Source organism: Acinetobacter sp. YH12200, from assembly GCF_013418175.1.
GTDB classification, from domain to species: Bacteria; Pseudomonadota; Gammaproteobacteria; order Pseudomonadales; family Moraxellaceae; genus Acinetobacter; species Acinetobacter pseudolwoffii.
In genome coordinates this window covers 1-16,857 of sequence record NZ_VPCO01000005.1, presented here as the reverse complement: position 1 = coordinate 16,857, position 16,857 = coordinate 1, and the positions used below count along the sequence as shown (strand labels likewise).

The window sequence follows — 16,857 nt, the reverse complement described above, 5'->3', positions numbered from 1 at the left end:
GACCTTTGAAAAGGAATTTTCGGGCCAGAAGGGAAGATCAGCGTCCTAGAACAAACACAGATCGCTAAAATAAAAATAGGAATATACATGCAAAATGATGATCAAAACAGATCAGGATTAGGTCTGTTGCGTTATATCTGGACAGAGTGGATCTCGACCTTCGTGGTGCTGGTCTTGCTTTTGCTTACACTGATTATTGGTACTGGAGAAATGATTCACGGCCAGTTGCTGCGCATGGGGGAGCGTCTCTATGGCGATCCGGCAACCGGGATGCAATATTCATTTTTACGTGCTGAACCGACACGTCCACAATGTGAACGCAATATCAATGTCGATCAGCGTGTTCAGCAGCAGATGAAAGCCGATGCAGCCGATGAATATGCTGATTTCTTCGGCGTGCGCTCGCAAGCGGATGTCCGGGCTGCGGTATTACAGGCACAGCAGGTTTGTGAAGAATCTTATCTGTTCTACGATAAAGCCATTCAACATGTCGAAGCACAACCGAGTATTCGGGCTTATCGGGCCTTTGAAACGTCTTTCTTTGGAATATTCAAGTTTGGCACTGAGAACCGGGCCTTGCTCTTGGTCATCATGGTGGTATTCGCTGCGATCAGTGCTACCCTAAAAACCCATCATATTGGTCTGCGTAGTCCAAGTACACGTATCGATTTTAAAGTCTATTCGGTCGCCATGCTGCTGGGTAATGCTTTTCTGGCATTCTCATCCTACAGTCAATACCAGTCTGTGCTGAACTCGGGCGTACCGATGGGCGAGATGAAATACATCTACTGGCTGTGGATGATTCTGTTTAGCAGCTTAACCTTGATCAGTTTATATCAGGTGGTTAAACAACCAAAACCAACGCGTGAGGGCGGTAGTTTTGGTCTGGCCTTTTTGAGTGTGCCACTGTATGCCTATATGGCCATTATTACAGGAATAAATTTCACTTTCTTTATGGATTATCCAATGGGACAGGGGATTTATCTGGGGCAACTGGTCGAGTTTTCCAGTATTTTCCTGAATCTGGCCTTGTTTATCTGGGCCGGTATGTTGCTGAAACAGACCCGGGTCGTGGATATGTTCCTGAATATTCTGCGTCCATGGAATCTGGCCCCTGAAACCTTGACCTGGTTAATTCTGCTGGCCGCTGCCTTACCGACTGCCTATACCGGTGCATCAGGGATTTTCGTGATTGCCGCAGGTGCGATCATTTATAAGGAAGTCTGGAATGCAGGTGGACGCCGTCAGTTTGCACTGGCCGCCACTGCAATGTCCGGTTCACTGGGTGTGGTCTTACGTCCATGCTTGCTGATCGTCGTGGTAGCATCACTGAATAAAGAAGTAACTACTGATTTGCTCTATCACTATGGGATTTATGTCTTCCTGCTCAGCTCGACTTTATTCCTGGTAATTTCTTTATTCTTTGCAGAAAATAAATTCCGGATTGCCGCACCAACCATCGCAGCTCCTCAATCAGGTCGTGCCTTCCTTGCGATTATTCCTTATATCGTGATTTTTATTCTGATCTGGCTATTCTACAAATATGCTTTGTCGACAGACCTGAATGAATTTACCGCCCCTGTGATGATGCCGGTCATTCTGCTGATGATTGTCTTATATGATAAATTACGTCATGAACCGGCACCGTTGCCACCGGTCGGTCATTGGGATGAGACTTTGAATGCGACCTTACATTCGAGAAATACCCCTGAACTGGCGACAGCTGCTAGCGTGGCCAATGTAGAATATCGTGAAGCAGAGCATGCGGGGCAGCGAGATAAAGAATTGGCTGTTGATCATGGTGTAAAGCGTTCAAATGCTACAGAAATCCTGCGCAAGGTGGGTTTCTGGAAGTCAATGCATATCTCCACCAGTGAAACCGTGGGGCATATTGGTGCGCTGGTGATCCTGATGGCACTTTCTGTGAGTGTCGGTGGCTTGCTGGAACGTATGGAAATTATGGAAGCGTTTCCAACCGATATCAGCAGTACTATTCTGGTCATTTCCCTGATTGTCGGCTTGATGATTTTTGTCGGAATGATTATGGATCCGTTTGGTGCGGTGATTCTGATCTCGGCGACTGTTGCTCCAGTGGCTTATCAATACGGCATTCATCCGGTGCATTTCTGGATGATCACCCTGATTGGCTTTGAACTGGGCTATGTGACGCCACCGGTGGCACTGAACCATCTGTTGGCCAGACAATCCATTGGCAATGCCGAAGTGGCTGAGGCGGATGCAGAAGTACGCCATCTGTCTTTTTACTACCGTTATGAACGCTGGATTTTACCGGTGATTGTGCTGCTGCCTGCAATGCTGATCATCGCCTATGTGCCTTATGTCTTTAAGCTGTTCGGTTGGTATCCATAAAAGATATACACTAAAAAAGCACCTACGGGTGCTTTTTTAATTTAATCTGAATTCTTGGCTCAGATTTTAGATGAATTCAGGCGCTTTTGCAGGATTGGGCTACACAGCAGAATCGCGCAGAAAATCAACCCTAATCCGATCAGGCTATATAGATCAGGAACCTCCTGCCAGAACAGAAAACCCCATATGCCGGCAAAGAAAATCGCCACATAATTCACCGGGCCAATTTGTCCTGCCGACGCCAGTTTGTAAGCATTTGACATCAATAACTGACTGAAATTGGTTAGAATGCCGGCAGTAATCAGATAGCTGAAGTTCTGTCAGAGTATAGGGCCGCCACACCCAAAACATCGGAATCACTGAAATCAGGCTGCCAATCAAACAGAAATAAAATACGATTTTTTCTGGAGATTCGGTTTTGGTCAGCGCTCGAACTGTAACAAAAGCCATACATGGTAATCAGACCGACCACCGCACGCCAGGTGCGCATCCACAGTTTTTCAGTGTTAAAAAATCCGCGACCTTGGTTGAAAATGAAAGGCAGGAAAATAAACAGCCCGACTACATTACGGAAGAAAACCACAGTAGCATGATCAACCGTTTGTGAGGCATAACAGATACATACGCCCATCACTGAAAATAAAAAAGCAGAGCAGGTCAGTAACAGAATGGCTTTGAATAGTGGTGAGGCGGCTGTGGTAGACACGGAGACAATTTGACTAGAAGATCTGCAGATCTTCTAGCCGAAATGCATCAAGATTATTGGCCTTGAGCCAGTTGTGCTTCGAGTAGCTTGATCTGTTCCTCTTTCAATTGAATGAGCTGGTCAGCATCGCTGTGCTGCGCATCTAGCGTGGCTTTTTGCTCATTGAGCTGAACTTGAATATCGGCTAATTTGGCCATCTCTTCGTTGGCCAAAGTAGCATTTTCCGGCACTGGCGCTTTTAACAGGCTGCCGCTGATTAATGCTTTGGTCTCGAGTGCCTCAGCCGCATTGCTTGCATCTGTATTTTCTTCAGTTGTCGCTGTAGATGTGGTTGCCGGAACAGCTGCGATTTCCTCCTGTTGCATGCGTTGTGTCTCCTTCGAAGGTGCATTCAACCATTGATAGAGCAGCACCAATACAACGACAGTAACTAAAGCCCCCATAATCCCCATTAAAAGTTTGGGGTTATTTCTTTGTTCTACTGACATAGCTTGAACCTTGATTTTTTATTTTGCTGAACGAGGTTTAAACTGAATCACGCCAATTTCATCTGGAACAGCTGGTGTTTCTGGTTGGTCAACATGTGTGGGACGATTTTCCTCATAACCACACTCGATACATTCAATCCACTCATCTTCACCAGAGGTCAGCATGACGACGCGATCTAACGCCTGACATTTTGGACATTTTGCGCCTGCAATGAAACGACGTTTAATGGTCATCATACTCACCTTGTGATCAACTTAAAAAGCTAGTTTAAGCGTTTTTAGAGCGGTTCGTCCAACCTTGATGACGTAGCAATGCATCTATTTTTGGCTCGCGTCCGCGGAAATTGATAAATGCGTCAAGTGCTTGATCTTTTCCGCCAACTGCGAGGATATTTTCCCGAAACTGTTTTCCAGTGGTGGTATTAAAAATCCCTTCATTTTCGAAACGGTCGAAGGCATCACTGGCCAAAACTTCGGCCCATTTATAGGAATAATATCCCGCTGCATAACCACCGGCAAAGATATGACTAAAGCTGTGCTGGAAACGGTTATAGTCGGTGGTGGGCAGAACTGCATATTTTTCACGAATTTCATTCAGTGTGGCCTGAACCTGTTCAGCATTTGAAGCCGGATTGGCACGGTGAATACTCAAGTCAAACAAGGCAAATTCAAGCTGACGCAGGGTTTGCATGCCGGATTGGAAGAAACGTGCATCGAGCAGGGCTTTGAGCAGGTCGGCCGGCAAAGATTCCTTGGTTTCAATATGTTCACTGAGCAGATTCAGACTGTCCTGATCCCAGGCCCAGAATTCCATAAACTGGCTTGGCAGCTCCACGGCATCCCAAGCCACGCCATGCGTACCTGCCACCGCGATATTGTCCACTTCAGTCAGCATGTGATGCAGGCCGTGACCAAATTCATGGAACAGGGTAATTACTTCATCATGCGTGAGCAGTGCAGGTCGGTTGCCAACAGGTGGAGTAAAGTTACCCACCATATAGCAGATCGGTTTTTGCAGGCCATCACGGGTCTGCATGCGCGAACGGAAACCGCTCATCCAGGCACCACCACGTTTGCCTTGGCGCGCATACAGGTCAAAATAGAAACCGCCAATCACCTGACCTTGATCTTCCAGTTCGAAATAACGCGCCTCTGGATGCCAAACCGGCGCTTCACGTTCAATCACCTGAATGTCATACAGGCGATTGACAATACTGAACAGGCCTTGCAGGATTTTTGGTGCAGGGAAATAAGGTTTCAGCGCCTCCTGTGACAGGTTAAACTGCTGCATTTTCAGCTTCTCTGAATAATAGCTGCTGTCCCAAGGTTTCAGTTCATCAATACCATCTTCAGCGGCAATGGCTTTTAGTTCTGCAATTTCCTTGGTTGCCGGCGCACGGGCATGCTCTGCCAGATCACGCAAGAATTCATCTACTGCCTCTACACTTGGCGCCATTTTGCTGGCCAGAGACAATTCTGCATAATTGTTGAAGCCGAGCAGCTTGGCCATTTCCTGACGTAAGCTGAGGATTTCTTCAATTAAGGCGGTATTGTCAAATTCAGTCTGCTCGGACTGATCTGAAGCGCGCGTGGTATAGGCTTTATACAGCTCTTCACGCAGTTCACGATGTTCCGCATGGGTCATGATTGCCAGATAAGACGGGAAATCTAGCGTAGCGACCGGCTGATCCAGCTCGCGTTGCTGGCCATATTGTTTTAACAGCTCAATATTACTTTCAGAGAGACCCGCTAACTCATCTTCAGCTAATGGTCTGAAATAAGCCTGAGTTGCATCCAGCACATGGTTGGAGAAGTCCGAAGACAGTTGTGAGAGACGTGCAGAAATTTCCGCATAACGTTTCTTCGCTTCGCCTTCTAAGGCCACACCAGACAGTTTGAAGTCACGTAAGGCCAGTTTGATGGCACTTTGCTGGGCTGCAGGTAATTCATTAAAAATTGATGCATCATGAACATGCTGATAAGTTTGATACAGCGCCGTATGTTGACCTAGTTGCGTATAGTATTCGCTCAGACCCGGTAATAAGGCTTGATAGACGTCACGGGTTTCGGCATTGTTCATCACGGCATTTAAATGCGACAGGATGCCCCAAGACTCACTCATATTGTTTTCAAGCGTGTCGACATGTTCCAGTGTAGTCAGCTGCTCCTGTACTGAAGTCGGTGTTTCGGTGAGTTCATTCAGGAACTTTTGTCCGGCTTGAATGGTTGTTTCAATTTTTTCTTTGAGATCGGCCAGGGTAATCTGATCAAATTGTGGAACAGGCAAAGTTGCCTTTTCTAAAGTCATGTCGGTCTGCCAAATTAATTTTCTATATTCAGTCTAGATGTAGGGCCTTTGGTGGGGGAAATCAAGGTAGTTAAAGTTTTTTCTCTAGCTTTGTATTTAATATTTTCAATTCTTTATTAATATTTTGAAGCTGTTCAATAAATCCACCATCAGATGAAGGTAAGGCTTCTAGTTCATTTATATCGATGATGGAAATATCAGTGATTTGAGTTTTCCATAAGTTTAAAGGGTGCTGATACCAATACGTGACTTTCATGGTGATAGGATTATTATCTAAAGCCTCTCTGAGGCCGCCGTATTGTCCCCAATCGTATATATAGCTCTGATTGGGTGGAAATACTTTGACTCCATGTTTGAAAATACCGCTATCAAAATAATCTTTCGAAGCATTTAATTTTTTAATTCCGAAGGCCTGTTTAGGAATGGGTTGATCACTCGATATTTGTACATTATAGGCAATGGATTTTCCTATATTCTTTATCTGTAGTTGAATGAAAGATTGCTTACCGTAATGCGGAAGAGCAAAAACTATAATTTGTGGTTGCTGATCAGATTTAAATACGGCATAAGTCACAAGCAAAGCCATTAAAGAAATGATCAAAGTAAAAATAGTTATGGTATTCATTCTTATAATTTTTCCTATTTTAATATTTTGATTATAAATAAAAAAGAGCGCCGTAGCGCTCTTTTTATACTGTCAAAAATTATTCAGTCTTGGCTTTTGCATTCGACTTTTTCTTTTTGATCTTGGTCTTTTTCTTTACTTTATCTTTAGCCTTTGCTTCAGGCTTTGCTGCAGATTTTTTAACAGACTTGCTGTTGTAAGAGCTGGGTTTTCCTTTGGCTTTTTTGCGTCGTATGGGCTGTTCTCCATCGGCATTCAGGCTGGATTTAGACTCGCGCTCATTCTTGCTAAAAACCTCTTCTGTTGCTGCTGGACGTACTGCCGGTTTTTTCTCGCTCACGCGCGGCGCACGAGCACGGATCGCACGGCCGGCATGACTGAGTTGCTGTACCAGTTCAAAGTCGATCTTGCGCTCTTCCAGATTGACGCCAGCCACCTTGATCTTGACTTCATCGCCCAGACCAAAGACCTGACCACGATTCTGGCCGACCAGATTCTGGCTGACTTGATCAAAGACAAAGAAGTCATCGCCCAACTGGCTGACATGCACCATACCATCCACATACAGGTCTTTTAGCGTCACAAACAGGCCAAACTCTGCTGTCGCACTAATGATGCCAACAAATTCTTCGCCCAGATGCTGCTGCATATAATGACATTTCAACCAGGTCGTCACCGAGCGAGAGGCTTCATCGGCACGGCGTTCAGTGGCAGAGAAATGTGTTCCTGCTTCATCTAAAGCTCCACCTGAAAGCGGAGATGGCTTTTTATTTAAATGCGCTTTAATGGCACGATGCAATAACAGATCTGGATAACGTCGAATTGGCGAAGTGAAATGTGTGTACGCCTCATAAGCCAGACCGTAGTGCCCCGCATTGTTAGGGCCGTAATAAGCCTGCATCATGGAGCGTAATAACACCGCATGAATGCTTGGTGCATCTATGCGGTCTTTGGTCGCTTCAATCACCGCCTGATAATCTGCTTGGGTCGGTTGCTCCGGGAATTTCAAACCAAGCAGCTTGACGAAATCACGGACTTTTTGAATACGCGAGAACTCAGGTGGCTCATGTACGCGGTACAACATCGGAATTTCATTTTTCAATGCATATTCTGCGGCTGCCACGTTGGCCAGCAACATACATTCTTCAATCAGCTTATGCGCATCATTACGGCTACGCGGCAAAATCTCTTTAATTCCGCCCAGCTCATCAAAAGTCATATACGTTTCAACGGTTTCAAATTCCATGGCATGGCGTTCAGCACGTAAGCCTTTCAGAACCTGGTACAGCTGGAACAGGGTGTTGATCGACTTGCGAACTTCGCGATCTTCGGTAATGGCCTGACTGTCGCCTTCCAGATATTGGGCGACCTGATCATAAGTCAAACGTGCTTTAGAGTGCATCACGGATGGATAGAACTCAAAACCGGTAACACGACCGGCACGTGACAGTTTTAAATCACAGACCATACAGAGACGATCAACAGCCGGATTTAAAGAACACAAGCCATTCGACAAGGCTTCAGGCAGCATTGGTAAAACAAAGTGCGGGAAGTAGACAGAAGTTCCGCGTTCCTGAGCTTCATCGTCCAGCGGTTTGCCTGTACGTACATAATGACTGACATCGGCAATCGCTACGACCACGCGATAGCCACCGCCCGGACGTTTTTCAGCATATACTGCATCATCAAAGTCACGTGCATCTTCACCATCAATAGTGACCAAAGCTAAATCACGCAGATCCACACGACCTTCACGGTCTTTCTCTGTTGGTTCTTTAAAGCTTTCTGCATCCTGAATCACTTCTTCCGGGAATTCATAGGGCAAACCATATTCTAAAATGGTTTGTGGAATGATGATTTCGGTATCGGCTTTATCTGCCATGGACTGGACAATATGACCGGTCGCAAATTCTTCACGGGTCGGATAAGTATCAATCGCCACGCGAATCGAATCACCCAGATTGACTTGCGCATGTTCAATCAGTTCTTTTTCAAGAGTAATCGGCTGATGCGCATTTGGGCTAGCAGGTTGAACAAAGTATTCACCTTCATATAGGGATACTTTACCAATGATCTGCTTAACGCGGTGCTGCACAACTTCAGTCACATAACCCCAGGCTTTACCTTTACGGTCTACTGAAGTTTGACGTACTTTGACACGGTCGCCATTAAAGACCAGCCGTAGTTCACGCTCAGCCAGTAAGAGATCGTCCTGGCCAGAAATGTTGGCAGTTCCCATCCCGCGGGAATTGATATAAACCGTCGCTTCGGATTCAGGCTGCTCGACGGCAATCTGGAATTTATAACCATCTTTCATCAATTGCCCGTCACGTACCATCGCGATTAAACGATGGCTGAGGGCATCAATACTTTTTTGATCTGCAATCTCGAAATGTTCTACCAGGTCGGCATGAGACTGGGCATTATTTTTTTCTATGGTTTCTAAAATTAGCGTACGGCTTGGGATAGGGTTGTCATAACGTTCGGCTTCAGCTTTTGCTTCAGGATCGACCCAGTTTTTCATCATGTCTTTAAATTTATCTTAGGAGATAGGTTTAGCATAAAACATGTGTGCGCAGACTGCACGTAAATGATTGCAATAATCCATTTAAGTTTTCAATTTTCTGTTCATTTTAGATAACTGGAAATTTATTCGGTTTTTTGAGCAGGAAAATGTACGAAAAATCGCTGAATTGCTTAAAAAGTATTTAAACGAGCAAAAATATGCACTTTTTTTCGATGCTGCGCTTGCAGTGCCATGCCGAAATTTGTATTATGGCCGCACGTTACGGTGAGATGGGTGAGTGGCTGAAACCACGTCCCTGCTAAGGACGCATACGGGTAACTGTATCGAGGGTTCGAATCCCTCTCTCACCGCCACGCTTACTTATATCGCGCGCTCATAGCTCAGCTGGATAGAGCACTTGGCTACGAACTAAGGGGTCGGGAGTTCGAATCTCTCTGAGCGCACCAAGTAAGTTAAGCAGAAAAACGTATTGCCAACCTAGGCACACAAGTTACGCGCTCATAGCTCAGCTGGATAGAGCACTTGGCTACGAACTAAGGGGTCGGGAGTTCGAATCTCTCTGAGCGCACCAACTTGAACAATCAACCGCTTTCATAGCGGTTTTTTTGTGCCTGAAATTTGGGAACATCTTTCTCGGTATTTGCTGTGTACTTTTCATCAGGATGAAATGGAGCTTGTCGCCACATTGAATGCAGCGTCAAAGTCCGGATGGTATTAATTGTTTTTAGCTCTAAATGTGCAGAAATTCTCACAGAAAACTGTCAATACTGCTGTATCGTTTAATTACTATACATTCAGTTGTGCTTTTATTAAAAAACACTTAACAAGCCTTAAAAAAACCGTATAATGCACCCCATCAAGACGTCGCGCTCATAGCTCAGCTGGATAGAGCACTTGGCTACGAACTAAGGGGTCGGGAGTTCGAATCTCTCTGAGCGCACCAATCTTGATAAGAATTCTGAAAAAACCGCACATTGATGCGGTTTTTTTACGTCTGTGATATTTAAAGCTTTTTCATATAAAAAACCAATAACTACCGATTCGTTGATTATCTTAATTTTTGCTGCACCTTGAGTGCATAGACGGTATTGCCACCCACCGCAGGTAATACATCGTGATAGGGCAGACTGCGCATGGCCCTTAATAAAAACGGTGCCTGATCATGAATCTTCATGCTGCTGGTGATTTGGAACAGATTACCTTGTGATTGCGGCAATAGCTTCATGCCGCCTTTGACAAACTTTAAGTCGCCACCATTGGCATTGAACTGATTCTGCAAGGGATCGGGCTGGTAAAAACGCATCTTGAAGTTAAATGGAATCTGAATCACGCCTAAGCCCACTGAAACTTTATAGTTGGCATCTACACTTTGGGTATTGATCGGGTTAAGTTCGACTTTCTTGATCTGGCGCGGGAAAAGCTGTTGACTGGCTTGTGCAGCCAACCACGGTCGTAGCTTGTCTACCGAATGCGGAAAGTATTGATAGGTGCTGCTAAATCTCAAATTTTCTGACGCTTTTCCTTCTTTGACCTGATAGCTGGGCAAAATAAAACTGACCGGTTGGCCGGATTTTTGACTAAGCTGGGCAATCTTCTGTAGCTGTTGTGAATTAAATTTCAGTTGTGGAGTCGGGGCGGTGAGTGTTGTGGCATGACTGGTTTTAAAGCGCTGTTGCAATGCTTCGAGTAGAAATGCGTTAGTACCGGGAGGAATGCCAAGTTTGGCTTCAGGCAGGGCATTGAGAATTTTACTAAATAGAAAACCTTTGGGCTGGTTCAGGTCGCCCCACTGGGTCACTGTCACCAGAGTTCTGTGCGGATCAAGCGCGAACCATTCCAGTTTTCCCGCGCCATAAGGAATGGGTGCATCAATAATTAAAGTGCTGATGCTGTTATTGCCCAGATGATGCTGCATCACCACGGTTTCTTTGAAGTTCAATATCGGAATTGGTGTGGGGATATGCACCTGATATTTGACCTGCTGAATCGAGCCTTGCTGTTCTAGAATCTTGGCCGACTTTAAAGTCGGAAACAGGCCAACATAATCCGGATAATGCTGTAGCAATTTCTCGACCTGTGTTTCAGCCACAGGCAAAACCACGGCGGCACTATAAAATTGTGCCTTGCTGGTGGCCTTACTGTTTAAGGTAGGAAGCTGGGTTTTAGTCACCGGATGCGCATAAATCAGAATCCTTTCGCCTGTTAATTCTGCCAATTGTTGGGCATTGCCCGGATAAGCACTCAGGCTACTGGGTAATTCTGCATCCCAGGGAATGATCTTGGCCAGTGATAGAGTAGACAGACCCGAACAGATACCGATTGCAATACATTGCTTGAATCCTTTCATTCAACATCCTGTTGCATATTTTTTGTTTTAATTGCTGTTTATTTAAAACTAAATACACGTTTTTCCAAAGCAAAGTTATGTAATTGATGCGTCAGGCCATAAGCATTGTGCATATTTTGCTATAGTATTGGGCAAGATTTTATTTTTTTGATGTGATGCTATGACTGAGTCAGCACCGACTTTATCGACCCGTTATTTTCTGACTTTAGAAGAATCTCAGGATGGTTTTGCCTTGGCGACTTTTGGCAAAAAGCAGATTTCACGTTTTCTGACGCCTCTGGTCAGTATCGGGATTATCCTTTGGGGCTTTTCGATGGGCTTTGACGGGGTAGGACGCTATTACGTGGCTTTGGGGGCATTCTTCCTGATCCTGCAAGGCATCATGCGTTACTGGTTTCTGCCGATGATGTTTAAACGCCAGTTCGTCAAATATCAGTTTGGTAAGAGTGAACAAGGCCTTGATCTGTATCAGGACTATGCGGAGATTTTTAATAATGAGCGTAGCAAGCTGGTAGCGTATAGTGAAGTGCAGAATTTTGCTGCCGGCAAACTGACCTATATGCTGGAACTGAAAAACCGTACCGTCATCATTGTGCCAAAACGTGCCTTTAAAGATGCGACTGAGCAAAACATTTTTGAGAATGCATTTAAAAAATAATCCAGAGATCGATATAAAGACAAATAAAGGAAAGTTTTGATCATGAGTACACGCCCATCCAAAATTGTCTGCGTTGGTCGCAGTTATGCCGATCATGCCAAAGAACTCGGAAATGCGATCCCTGATCGTCCGGTCTTATTTATTAAGCCACCGAGTGCCTTAGGCTCGCTCGATGCAGGGATTGAATGGAATCCGGAGTGGGGCAACTGCCACTATGAATGTGAACTCAGTTTGCGTATTGACCGGACTTTAAGCAAAGAAAATGATCCTGTAAAAGCACTGCAAGCGGTGGGTGCGGTGACTTTAGGTCTGGACTTGACCCTGCGTGACTTGCAGGATGAACTCAAGAAAAAAGGCCAGCCTTGGGAACGTGCCAAAGCCTTTGATGGTTCGTGTCTGTTGTCAGACTGGATTCCTGTGAATGATGTGGTCGCGGACTGGCAAGATGTGCATTACACTTTGGAGGTGAATGAAGAACTGCGTCAAAAAGGCGATACCGCTTTATTGATTTTTGATATCGCGACTTTACTGGCAGATATTAGCCAGGTATTCACTTTAGAAGAAGGTGATGTGGTGATGACGGGTACACCCGCAGGTGTGGCGGCATTGCATGCAGGCGATCAGTTAAAAATGATCCTGAAAGGCCAGTCTCAGGATTATATCTGGACGACTTGGGTTAAATAAGCTGAACGGTTTATTTTTTGATTGAAAGGACTGCGAACGCAGTCCTTTTTTATCGAGTTTTAAAATATTTACAGCGCTGGCAAAATAATAGAAAAGTATTGTTTTACCGCAGAGAAGATTATAGTGGGCACTTTAAAGCGGTCACAGGAGTAGGGGTGAAGCAACGTCAGGCGCTAGATGCCAAAGCATCTGCCATCATGTTTGTATTATGTATGTTGTGGGGCTACAACAGGTCGTGCTGAAATGGGCGGCCAGTGATATTTCAGTCTTGATGCAAATTGCCTTGCGTTCAGCCTTGTCTGCGATCATGGTGTATCCCCTGATTCAGCAGAGCGTGCGCCGTCAGCTTTTGAGCACCCGCTATTTGCCTGCAGGATTGCTGGTCGGAATACTGTTCGCAACCGAGTTTTATCTGATTGGGGAAGCACTACGCTATACTTCAGCTTCGCATACCATTGTTTTGCTTTATACTGCGCCGATTTTTGTCGCATTGGGTCTGCACTGGAAATTGCCGGCAGAGCGTTTGTCGCGTGTGCAATGGGGCGGTATCTTCGTGGCATTTAGCGGGATTGTGGTCAGTTTTTTACTCAGACCACAGACAAGCTCTACTTTACAAACCGATGCTTTATGGGGGGATTTTCTGGCCTTACTTGGTGGCATATTCTGGGCAGCCACCACTGTCAGTGTACGTCTGAGCCGACTGGCTGAAGCACCTGCCACCCAGACCTTATTCTATCAATTATTGATGGGCGGCATATTATTGCTACCCTTGGCCTTTTTTAGTGGGCAAGCAACCATTCAATGGACGACCCTGTCTATTTCCAGTCTGATCTTTCATACCGTGCTGATTTCCTTTGCCAGTTATTTGATCTGGTTCTGGATGCTGAAACATTATCTGGCTTCACGTTTGGGCGTATTTTCTTTTTTAACGCCTGTATTTGGCATGCTGTTTGGGGTGCTGATTCTGGATGAACAGATCGAACTGAATTTTATTGTTGGAACCTGTATGGTCATGCTGGGCGTGATTCTGGTGAGCTTGCAGGGATGGCAGAAAAAACCGAATACAACGAACAATCCTCAAGAGCAAACATGAACGTCTGGTCGATGAAACTGGCCACCTGGATTGGCCTGTCTTCCATTCTGATCTGGGCCAGTCTGGTGGCTGTGGTCAAATTGATTACCGAATCTACCAGTCCGGTGCAGGGGATTGCCCTGATTTACAGTTTTAGTAGTCTGGCGATTCTGGCATTGATTGGATTTCCTAAAATCAGGCAAATGTCCAAGTGCTATCTATTGGGGTGTGGGGCTTTGTTCGTTGCTTATGAAATTCTATTTCTTGTTGCAGTTGCCTGGTCGGATCACCGTGAACAGGTGATGCTGATTGCGATGATCAATTATCTCTGGCCACCCTTGATGATTGTCTTTTCGATATTTGCCCGGCAATTGCAGGCGCGTCTTTGGGTCATTCCAGGATTTTTGCTTGCTGTAGTCGGTCTGATGTTGGTGGTCAATCCTGAAATTACCAATCTATCGAAACTTATGCAGGTTTTAGCTGAAAATCCTTGGGCTTATGGCTTTGCTTTTATCGGTGCCTTGTTATGGCCATGTTATTGCATTCTGACCAGAAAATATGGTCGTGGACAAAATGGCGTACCGATTTTTTTTGTGGTCGCCGTCATTGCGTTATGGGGCTTACATCTGGGCTTGGATGAGCCTTTCAGGATGCCTTCATTGAAGCTCTGGCTGGGGATCGCCATAGTAGGCAGTCTGATCGGAATTGCTTATAGTAACTGGAATCAGAGCATGCAGTACGGCAATATCAAGGTACTGATTTTGGCCACCTATTTTATGCCAATTCTGTCTTCAGTTATGTCGATGCTGATTCTGGATATTCGGCCCGAGCTGAGTTTTTGGATTGGTACTGCTTTGGTGACCGCAGGTGCGATCGTCTGCTGGAAGTCTACGCAAACAACTTAAAAAAATCCTCTCAAGCGAGAGGATTTAGGATTATTTATTCCGGAACAATTCAGAAAGTGGAAAACTCAGCTTTTCTTCCAGATATTGATCGGTTTCCTGTAGTTTAGGCGAGAATTTCTGCATCCAGATTTCCTCGGTATGTGCCTCGGTGAAGTGATGCTTACGTGGCAATGGATAAGGAAGTTGCAGATAAAAGTCCCAAAAACTCACCTGATCCAGATCACGTACCAAGACATATTCATTGTCATCGGTACGTTTGATCAGATTTTGTTTTTCAAACATGCTCACATAGTTTGGCCAGCGACCAATTTCATCACGACCCAAAGCATCTAATGCTTCTGCTTCACTAATGCTCTCACCAGTTTTTTGCTTTTTATGAAACAGCTCTAATAGATCCAGCAGCATGATGATTGGGTGACGTTTATGATCCTGGCCAGATTCAAAGGCCGTCAGGGCATAACTGATCTCAACGCCGAGTAAGACAATATTCCAGGATAAATAAATCCACAGTAGAAAGATCGGCACAGCGGCGAATGCACCATAGACAATCTCATAACTGGTAAAGTTTGACATCACAAAACCGAACAGGTTTTTAAGCAGCTCAAACACCACTGCACTAAACAGGCCGGCAATAAATGCAGACTTGAGTGGCACACTGCGATTGGGGATGGTCCAGTTTAGAATGAAAAATCCGAGTACGGTCAGAGAAAAAGAAATGGCCCAGAGGACAAAAGCACCATTAAGTTCATACCCGGCAAAGTTATTGCTGAGGACACTCATGGAAGCCACGGTTGATGAAATGACGAAGGCACTACCCAGTAAAATCGGTCCCAGCGAAATGATAGTCCAGTAGCGCATAAACCCGATGATTCCACCTCGGGTCTGAGTCACTCGCCAAATTCGGTTAAAGGCCGTTTCGATACTGGTGAGCATCAATACGGTCGTAATAAATAAAAACAGGATACCAATCACGGTTAAATTACTGGATTTATCGGTAAAGGCATTCAGCGCTTTATCAAAGGCAATCGTGGTTTTGGGTAGAAAGTTACTGTAGATCAGCTGTTGCAATTGTTGTCGTGCAGGCTCTAAGGCTTTAATCGATGAAATAATAACCAAGAAAACCGTCAACATCGGCACGACTGCGAAAAGCGTAGTATAGGTCAGAGAACCGGCTTGCTCACGACAACGGTCTGCTTCAAAGCGTCGAAGTACGAATAAAATAAACTGAAACCAGTGTTTCTCATAAAAGGGTAACTTTTTTAAATACTCAACAATCATGTGCATCCAATCTCAATTTTTTTAATCATCATGAATTTTCATCCATTAGCTTAACCAAAAAAGTTACAGAATATCGTATAGTTTTATTTTTTTAAGTAATGAATAAGAAGCCTCATGCAACCTTATGTTCTTGTTTTATATTACAGCAAATATGGCTCAACGAAAGAAATGGCACATCTGATAGCCAATGGCGTTGAATCGGCAGGAATGGCGGTAAAAATTCGGACTGTCCCGAATATTTCTAGCGTCGTAACCATAGCCGAGCCGAGTATCCCGGCAGAAGGGGATATTTATTGCAGTTTAGAGGATTTGGCCCAGTGTTCTGGCTTGGCCTTAGGTTCACCGACCCGTTTTGGCAATATGGCCTCAGAAATGAAATACTTTTGGGATCAGACCACCAGTCTATGGCTGAATGGCGCGTTGCATGGTAAGCCGGCTTGTGTCTTTACCGCATCGGGCTCCATGCATGGCGGACAGGAAAGTACCTTGTTGACTATGCTGCCACCATTATTCCACCACGGTATGATGATTATGGGGCTCAGTAATGCTACAGCTGCCTTGTCCAATACCAAGACTGGCGGTACGCCGTACGGTGCCAGTCATGTCAGTGGCCCACGGCATGATCAGGGTTTAAGCCCAGATGAAAAAGTTTTGTGCGAAGTACAGGGCAAACGACTGGCTGAAGTGGCTTTAAAACTCAATCAGTCTTAAGCATTAACTCACAAGGAAATGAAGAACTCACTCACTTCATTTCCTTCATGATATTAGGGTCTGTTGACATTTCAAGTATAGAATTTACCCGATAAAGGTAGCCAAATAAATATACAAGCTAATACAACTGCCCCCTCATAGCTACACTTTAGCTTATCATATCGTGTTGCTATTCCTC

At 45.1% G+C, this 16,857-nt stretch carries 12 protein-coding genes, 4 tRNA genes and 3 pseudogenes; 10 read left to right on the top strand and 9 right to left on the bottom strand.

Features of this window, described 5'->3' with window-relative positions; all coding sequences use genetic code 11:
* Nucleotides 1-87: 87 nt before the first annotated feature.
* Nucleotides 88-2,370, top strand: coding sequence for a TRAP transporter large permease subunit (locus tag FTU90_RS04155; protein ID WP_179999143.1), 2,283 nt, complete (start codon nucleotides 88-90; stop codon nucleotides 2,368-2,370).
* A 59-nt stretch (nucleotides 2,371-2,429) separates the two neighbouring features.
* On the opposite strand, the pseudogene FTU90_RS04150 reads toward FTU90_RS04155, so the two are convergent.
* The 6 genes and pseudogenes from FTU90_RS04150 to rnr all read right to left on the bottom strand — a co-directional run bounded on the left by FTU90_RS04150 (nucleotide 2,430) and on the right by rnr (nucleotide 9,024).
* Nucleotides 2,430-3,076: pseudogene (locus tag FTU90_RS04150) on the bottom strand (DMT family transporter).
* Between the two features lie 53 nt (nucleotides 3,077-3,129).
* Nucleotides 3,130-3,564, bottom strand: a complete 435-nt coding sequence (locus tag FTU90_RS04145) for a hypothetical protein (protein WP_180040655.1) — start codon at nucleotides 3,562-3,564, stop codon at nucleotides 3,130-3,132.
* A gap of 18 nt (nucleotides 3,565-3,582) precedes the next feature.
* On the bottom strand, nucleotides 3,583-3,792 hold the full coding sequence (locus FTU90_RS04140; protein WP_171063315.1) for a YheV family putative zinc ribbon protein: 210 nt from the start codon (nucleotides 3,790-3,792) through the stop codon (nucleotides 3,583-3,585).
* Between the two features lie 40 nt (nucleotides 3,793-3,832).
* Nucleotides 3,833-5,887: a M3 family metallopeptidase gene (locus FTU90_RS04135; RefSeq protein ID WP_180072004.1), complete on the bottom strand. Its 2,055-nt coding sequence runs from the start codon at nucleotides 5,885-5,887 to the stop codon at nucleotides 3,833-3,835.
* 55 nt (nucleotides 5,888-5,942) lie between these two features.
* Complete coding sequence (locus FTU90_RS04130; RefSeq protein ID WP_180071966.1) at nucleotides 5,943-6,497, bottom strand: hypothetical protein; 555 nt, start codon at nucleotides 6,495-6,497, stop codon at nucleotides 5,943-5,945.
* A gap of 79 nt (nucleotides 6,498-6,576) precedes the next feature.
* The gene (gene rnr, locus FTU90_RS04125) at nucleotides 6,577-9,024 is read right to left on the bottom strand and encodes a ribonuclease R (protein ID WP_074383572.1); all 2,448 of its coding nucleotides are present in this window, start codon (nucleotides 9,022-9,024) and stop codon (nucleotides 6,577-6,579) included.
* Between the two features lie 263 nt (nucleotides 9,025-9,287).
* On the opposite strand from rnr, the gene FTU90_RS04120 reads away from it, so the two are divergent.
* The 4 genes from FTU90_RS04120 (at nucleotide 9,288) to FTU90_RS04105 (ending at nucleotide 9,967) form a co-directional block, all read left to right on the top strand.
* A tRNA-Ser gene (locus tag FTU90_RS04120) sits at nucleotides 9,288-9,377 on the top strand.
* A 16-nt stretch (nucleotides 9,378-9,393) separates the two neighbouring features.
* Nucleotides 9,394-9,470, top strand: a tRNA-Arg gene (locus FTU90_RS04115).
* 48 nt (nucleotides 9,471-9,518) lie between these two features.
* Nucleotides 9,519-9,595, top strand: a tRNA-Arg gene (locus tag FTU90_RS04110).
* A 295-nt stretch (nucleotides 9,596-9,890) separates the two neighbouring features.
* Nucleotides 9,891-9,967, top strand: a tRNA-Arg gene (locus FTU90_RS04105).
* A gap of 105 nt (nucleotides 9,968-10,072) precedes the next feature.
* On the opposite strand, the gene FTU90_RS04100 is transcribed toward FTU90_RS04105, so the two are convergent.
* On the bottom strand, nucleotides 10,073-11,371 hold the full coding sequence (locus FTU90_RS04100; protein ID WP_180050800.1) for an SRPBCC family protein: 1,299 nt from the start codon (nucleotides 11,369-11,371) through the stop codon (nucleotides 10,073-10,075).
* Nucleotides 11,372-11,531: 160 nt separating this feature from the next.
* Here FTU90_RS04100 and FTU90_RS04095 point away from each other — a divergent pair, with 160 nt between their 5' ends.
* From FTU90_RS04095 to yddG, 4 genes and pseudogenes are all read left to right on the top strand, one after another.
* Nucleotides 11,532-12,029, top strand: coding sequence for a YcxB family protein (locus FTU90_RS04095; protein WP_005168696.1), 498 nt, complete (start codon nucleotides 11,532-11,534; stop codon nucleotides 12,027-12,029).
* 42 nt (nucleotides 12,030-12,071) lie between these two features.
* Nucleotides 12,072-12,713, top strand: coding sequence for a fumarylacetoacetate hydrolase family protein (locus tag FTU90_RS04090; protein WP_005094098.1), 642 nt, complete (start codon nucleotides 12,072-12,074; stop codon nucleotides 12,711-12,713).
* Between the two features lie 155 nt (nucleotides 12,714-12,868).
* Nucleotides 12,869-13,806: pseudogene (locus tag FTU90_RS04085) on the top strand (DMT family transporter).
* A complete protein-coding gene (yddG, locus tag FTU90_RS04080; RefSeq protein WP_159138643.1) occupies nucleotides 13,803-14,690 on the top strand; it encodes an aromatic amino acid DMT transporter YddG in 888 nt (295 codons plus the stop codon). Before FTU90_RS04085 ends, yddG begins: the two are co-directional and overlap by 4 nt.
* A gap of 30 nt (nucleotides 14,691-14,720) precedes the next feature.
* Here yddG and FTU90_RS04075 read toward each other — a convergent pair whose 3' ends face one another.
* Complete coding sequence (locus FTU90_RS04075; RefSeq protein ID WP_005168686.1) at nucleotides 14,721-15,968, bottom strand: YihY family inner membrane protein; 1,248 nt, start codon at nucleotides 15,966-15,968, stop codon at nucleotides 14,721-14,723.
* A gap of 114 nt (nucleotides 15,969-16,082) precedes the next feature.
* Here FTU90_RS04075 and wrbA point away from each other — a divergent pair, with 114 nt between their 5' ends.
* Entirely contained in the window at nucleotides 16,083-16,679 is a 597-nt protein-coding gene (wrbA, locus tag FTU90_RS04070) for an NAD(P)H:quinone oxidoreductase (RefSeq protein ID WP_005094094.1), read from the top strand.
* Nucleotides 16,680-16,750: 71 nt separating this feature from the next.
* On the opposite strand, the pseudogene FTU90_RS04065 reads toward wrbA, so the two are convergent.
* A pseudogene (locus FTU90_RS04065) lies at nucleotides 16,751-16,857 on the bottom strand (IS5/IS1182 family transposase); the annotation flags it as partial.

Excerpts from the sequence above, each read along its gene's own strand:
- FTU90_RS04155 (WP_179999143.1), top strand. The coding sequence starts at position 88 with ATGCAAAATGATGATCAAAACAGATCAGGATTAGGTCTGTTGCGTTAT.
- FTU90_RS04145 (WP_180040655.1), bottom strand. The coding sequence starts at position 3,564 with ATGTCAGTAGAACAAAGAAATAACCCCAAACTTTTAATGGGGATTATG.
- FTU90_RS04130 (WP_180071966.1), bottom strand. The coding sequence starts at position 6,497 with ATGAATACCATAACTATTTTTACTTTGATCATTTCTTTAATGGCTTTG.
- rnr (WP_074383572.1), bottom strand. The coding sequence starts at position 9,024 with ATGATGAAAAACTGGGTCGATCCTGAAGCAAAAGCTGAAGCCGAACGT.
- FTU90_RS04100 (WP_180050800.1), bottom strand. The coding sequence starts at position 11,371 with ATGAAAGGATTCAAGCAATGTATTGCAATCGGTATCTGTTCGGGTCTG.
- FTU90_RS04095 (WP_005168696.1), top strand. The coding sequence starts at position 11,532 with ATGACTGAGTCAGCACCGACTTTATCGACCCGTTATTTTCTGACTTTA.
- FTU90_RS04090 (WP_005094098.1), top strand. The coding sequence starts at position 12,072 with ATGAGTACACGCCCATCCAAAATTGTCTGCGTTGGTCGCAGTTATGCC.
- yddG (WP_159138643.1), top strand. The coding sequence starts at position 13,803 with ATGAACGTCTGGTCGATGAAACTGGCCACCTGGATTGGCCTGTCTTCC.
- FTU90_RS04075 (WP_005168686.1), bottom strand. The coding sequence starts at position 15,968 with ATGATTGTTGAGTATTTAAAAAAGTTACCCTTTTATGAGAAACACTGG.
- wrbA (WP_005094094.1), top strand. The coding sequence starts at position 16,083 with ATGCAACCTTATGTTCTTGTTTTATATTACAGCAAATATGGCTCAACG.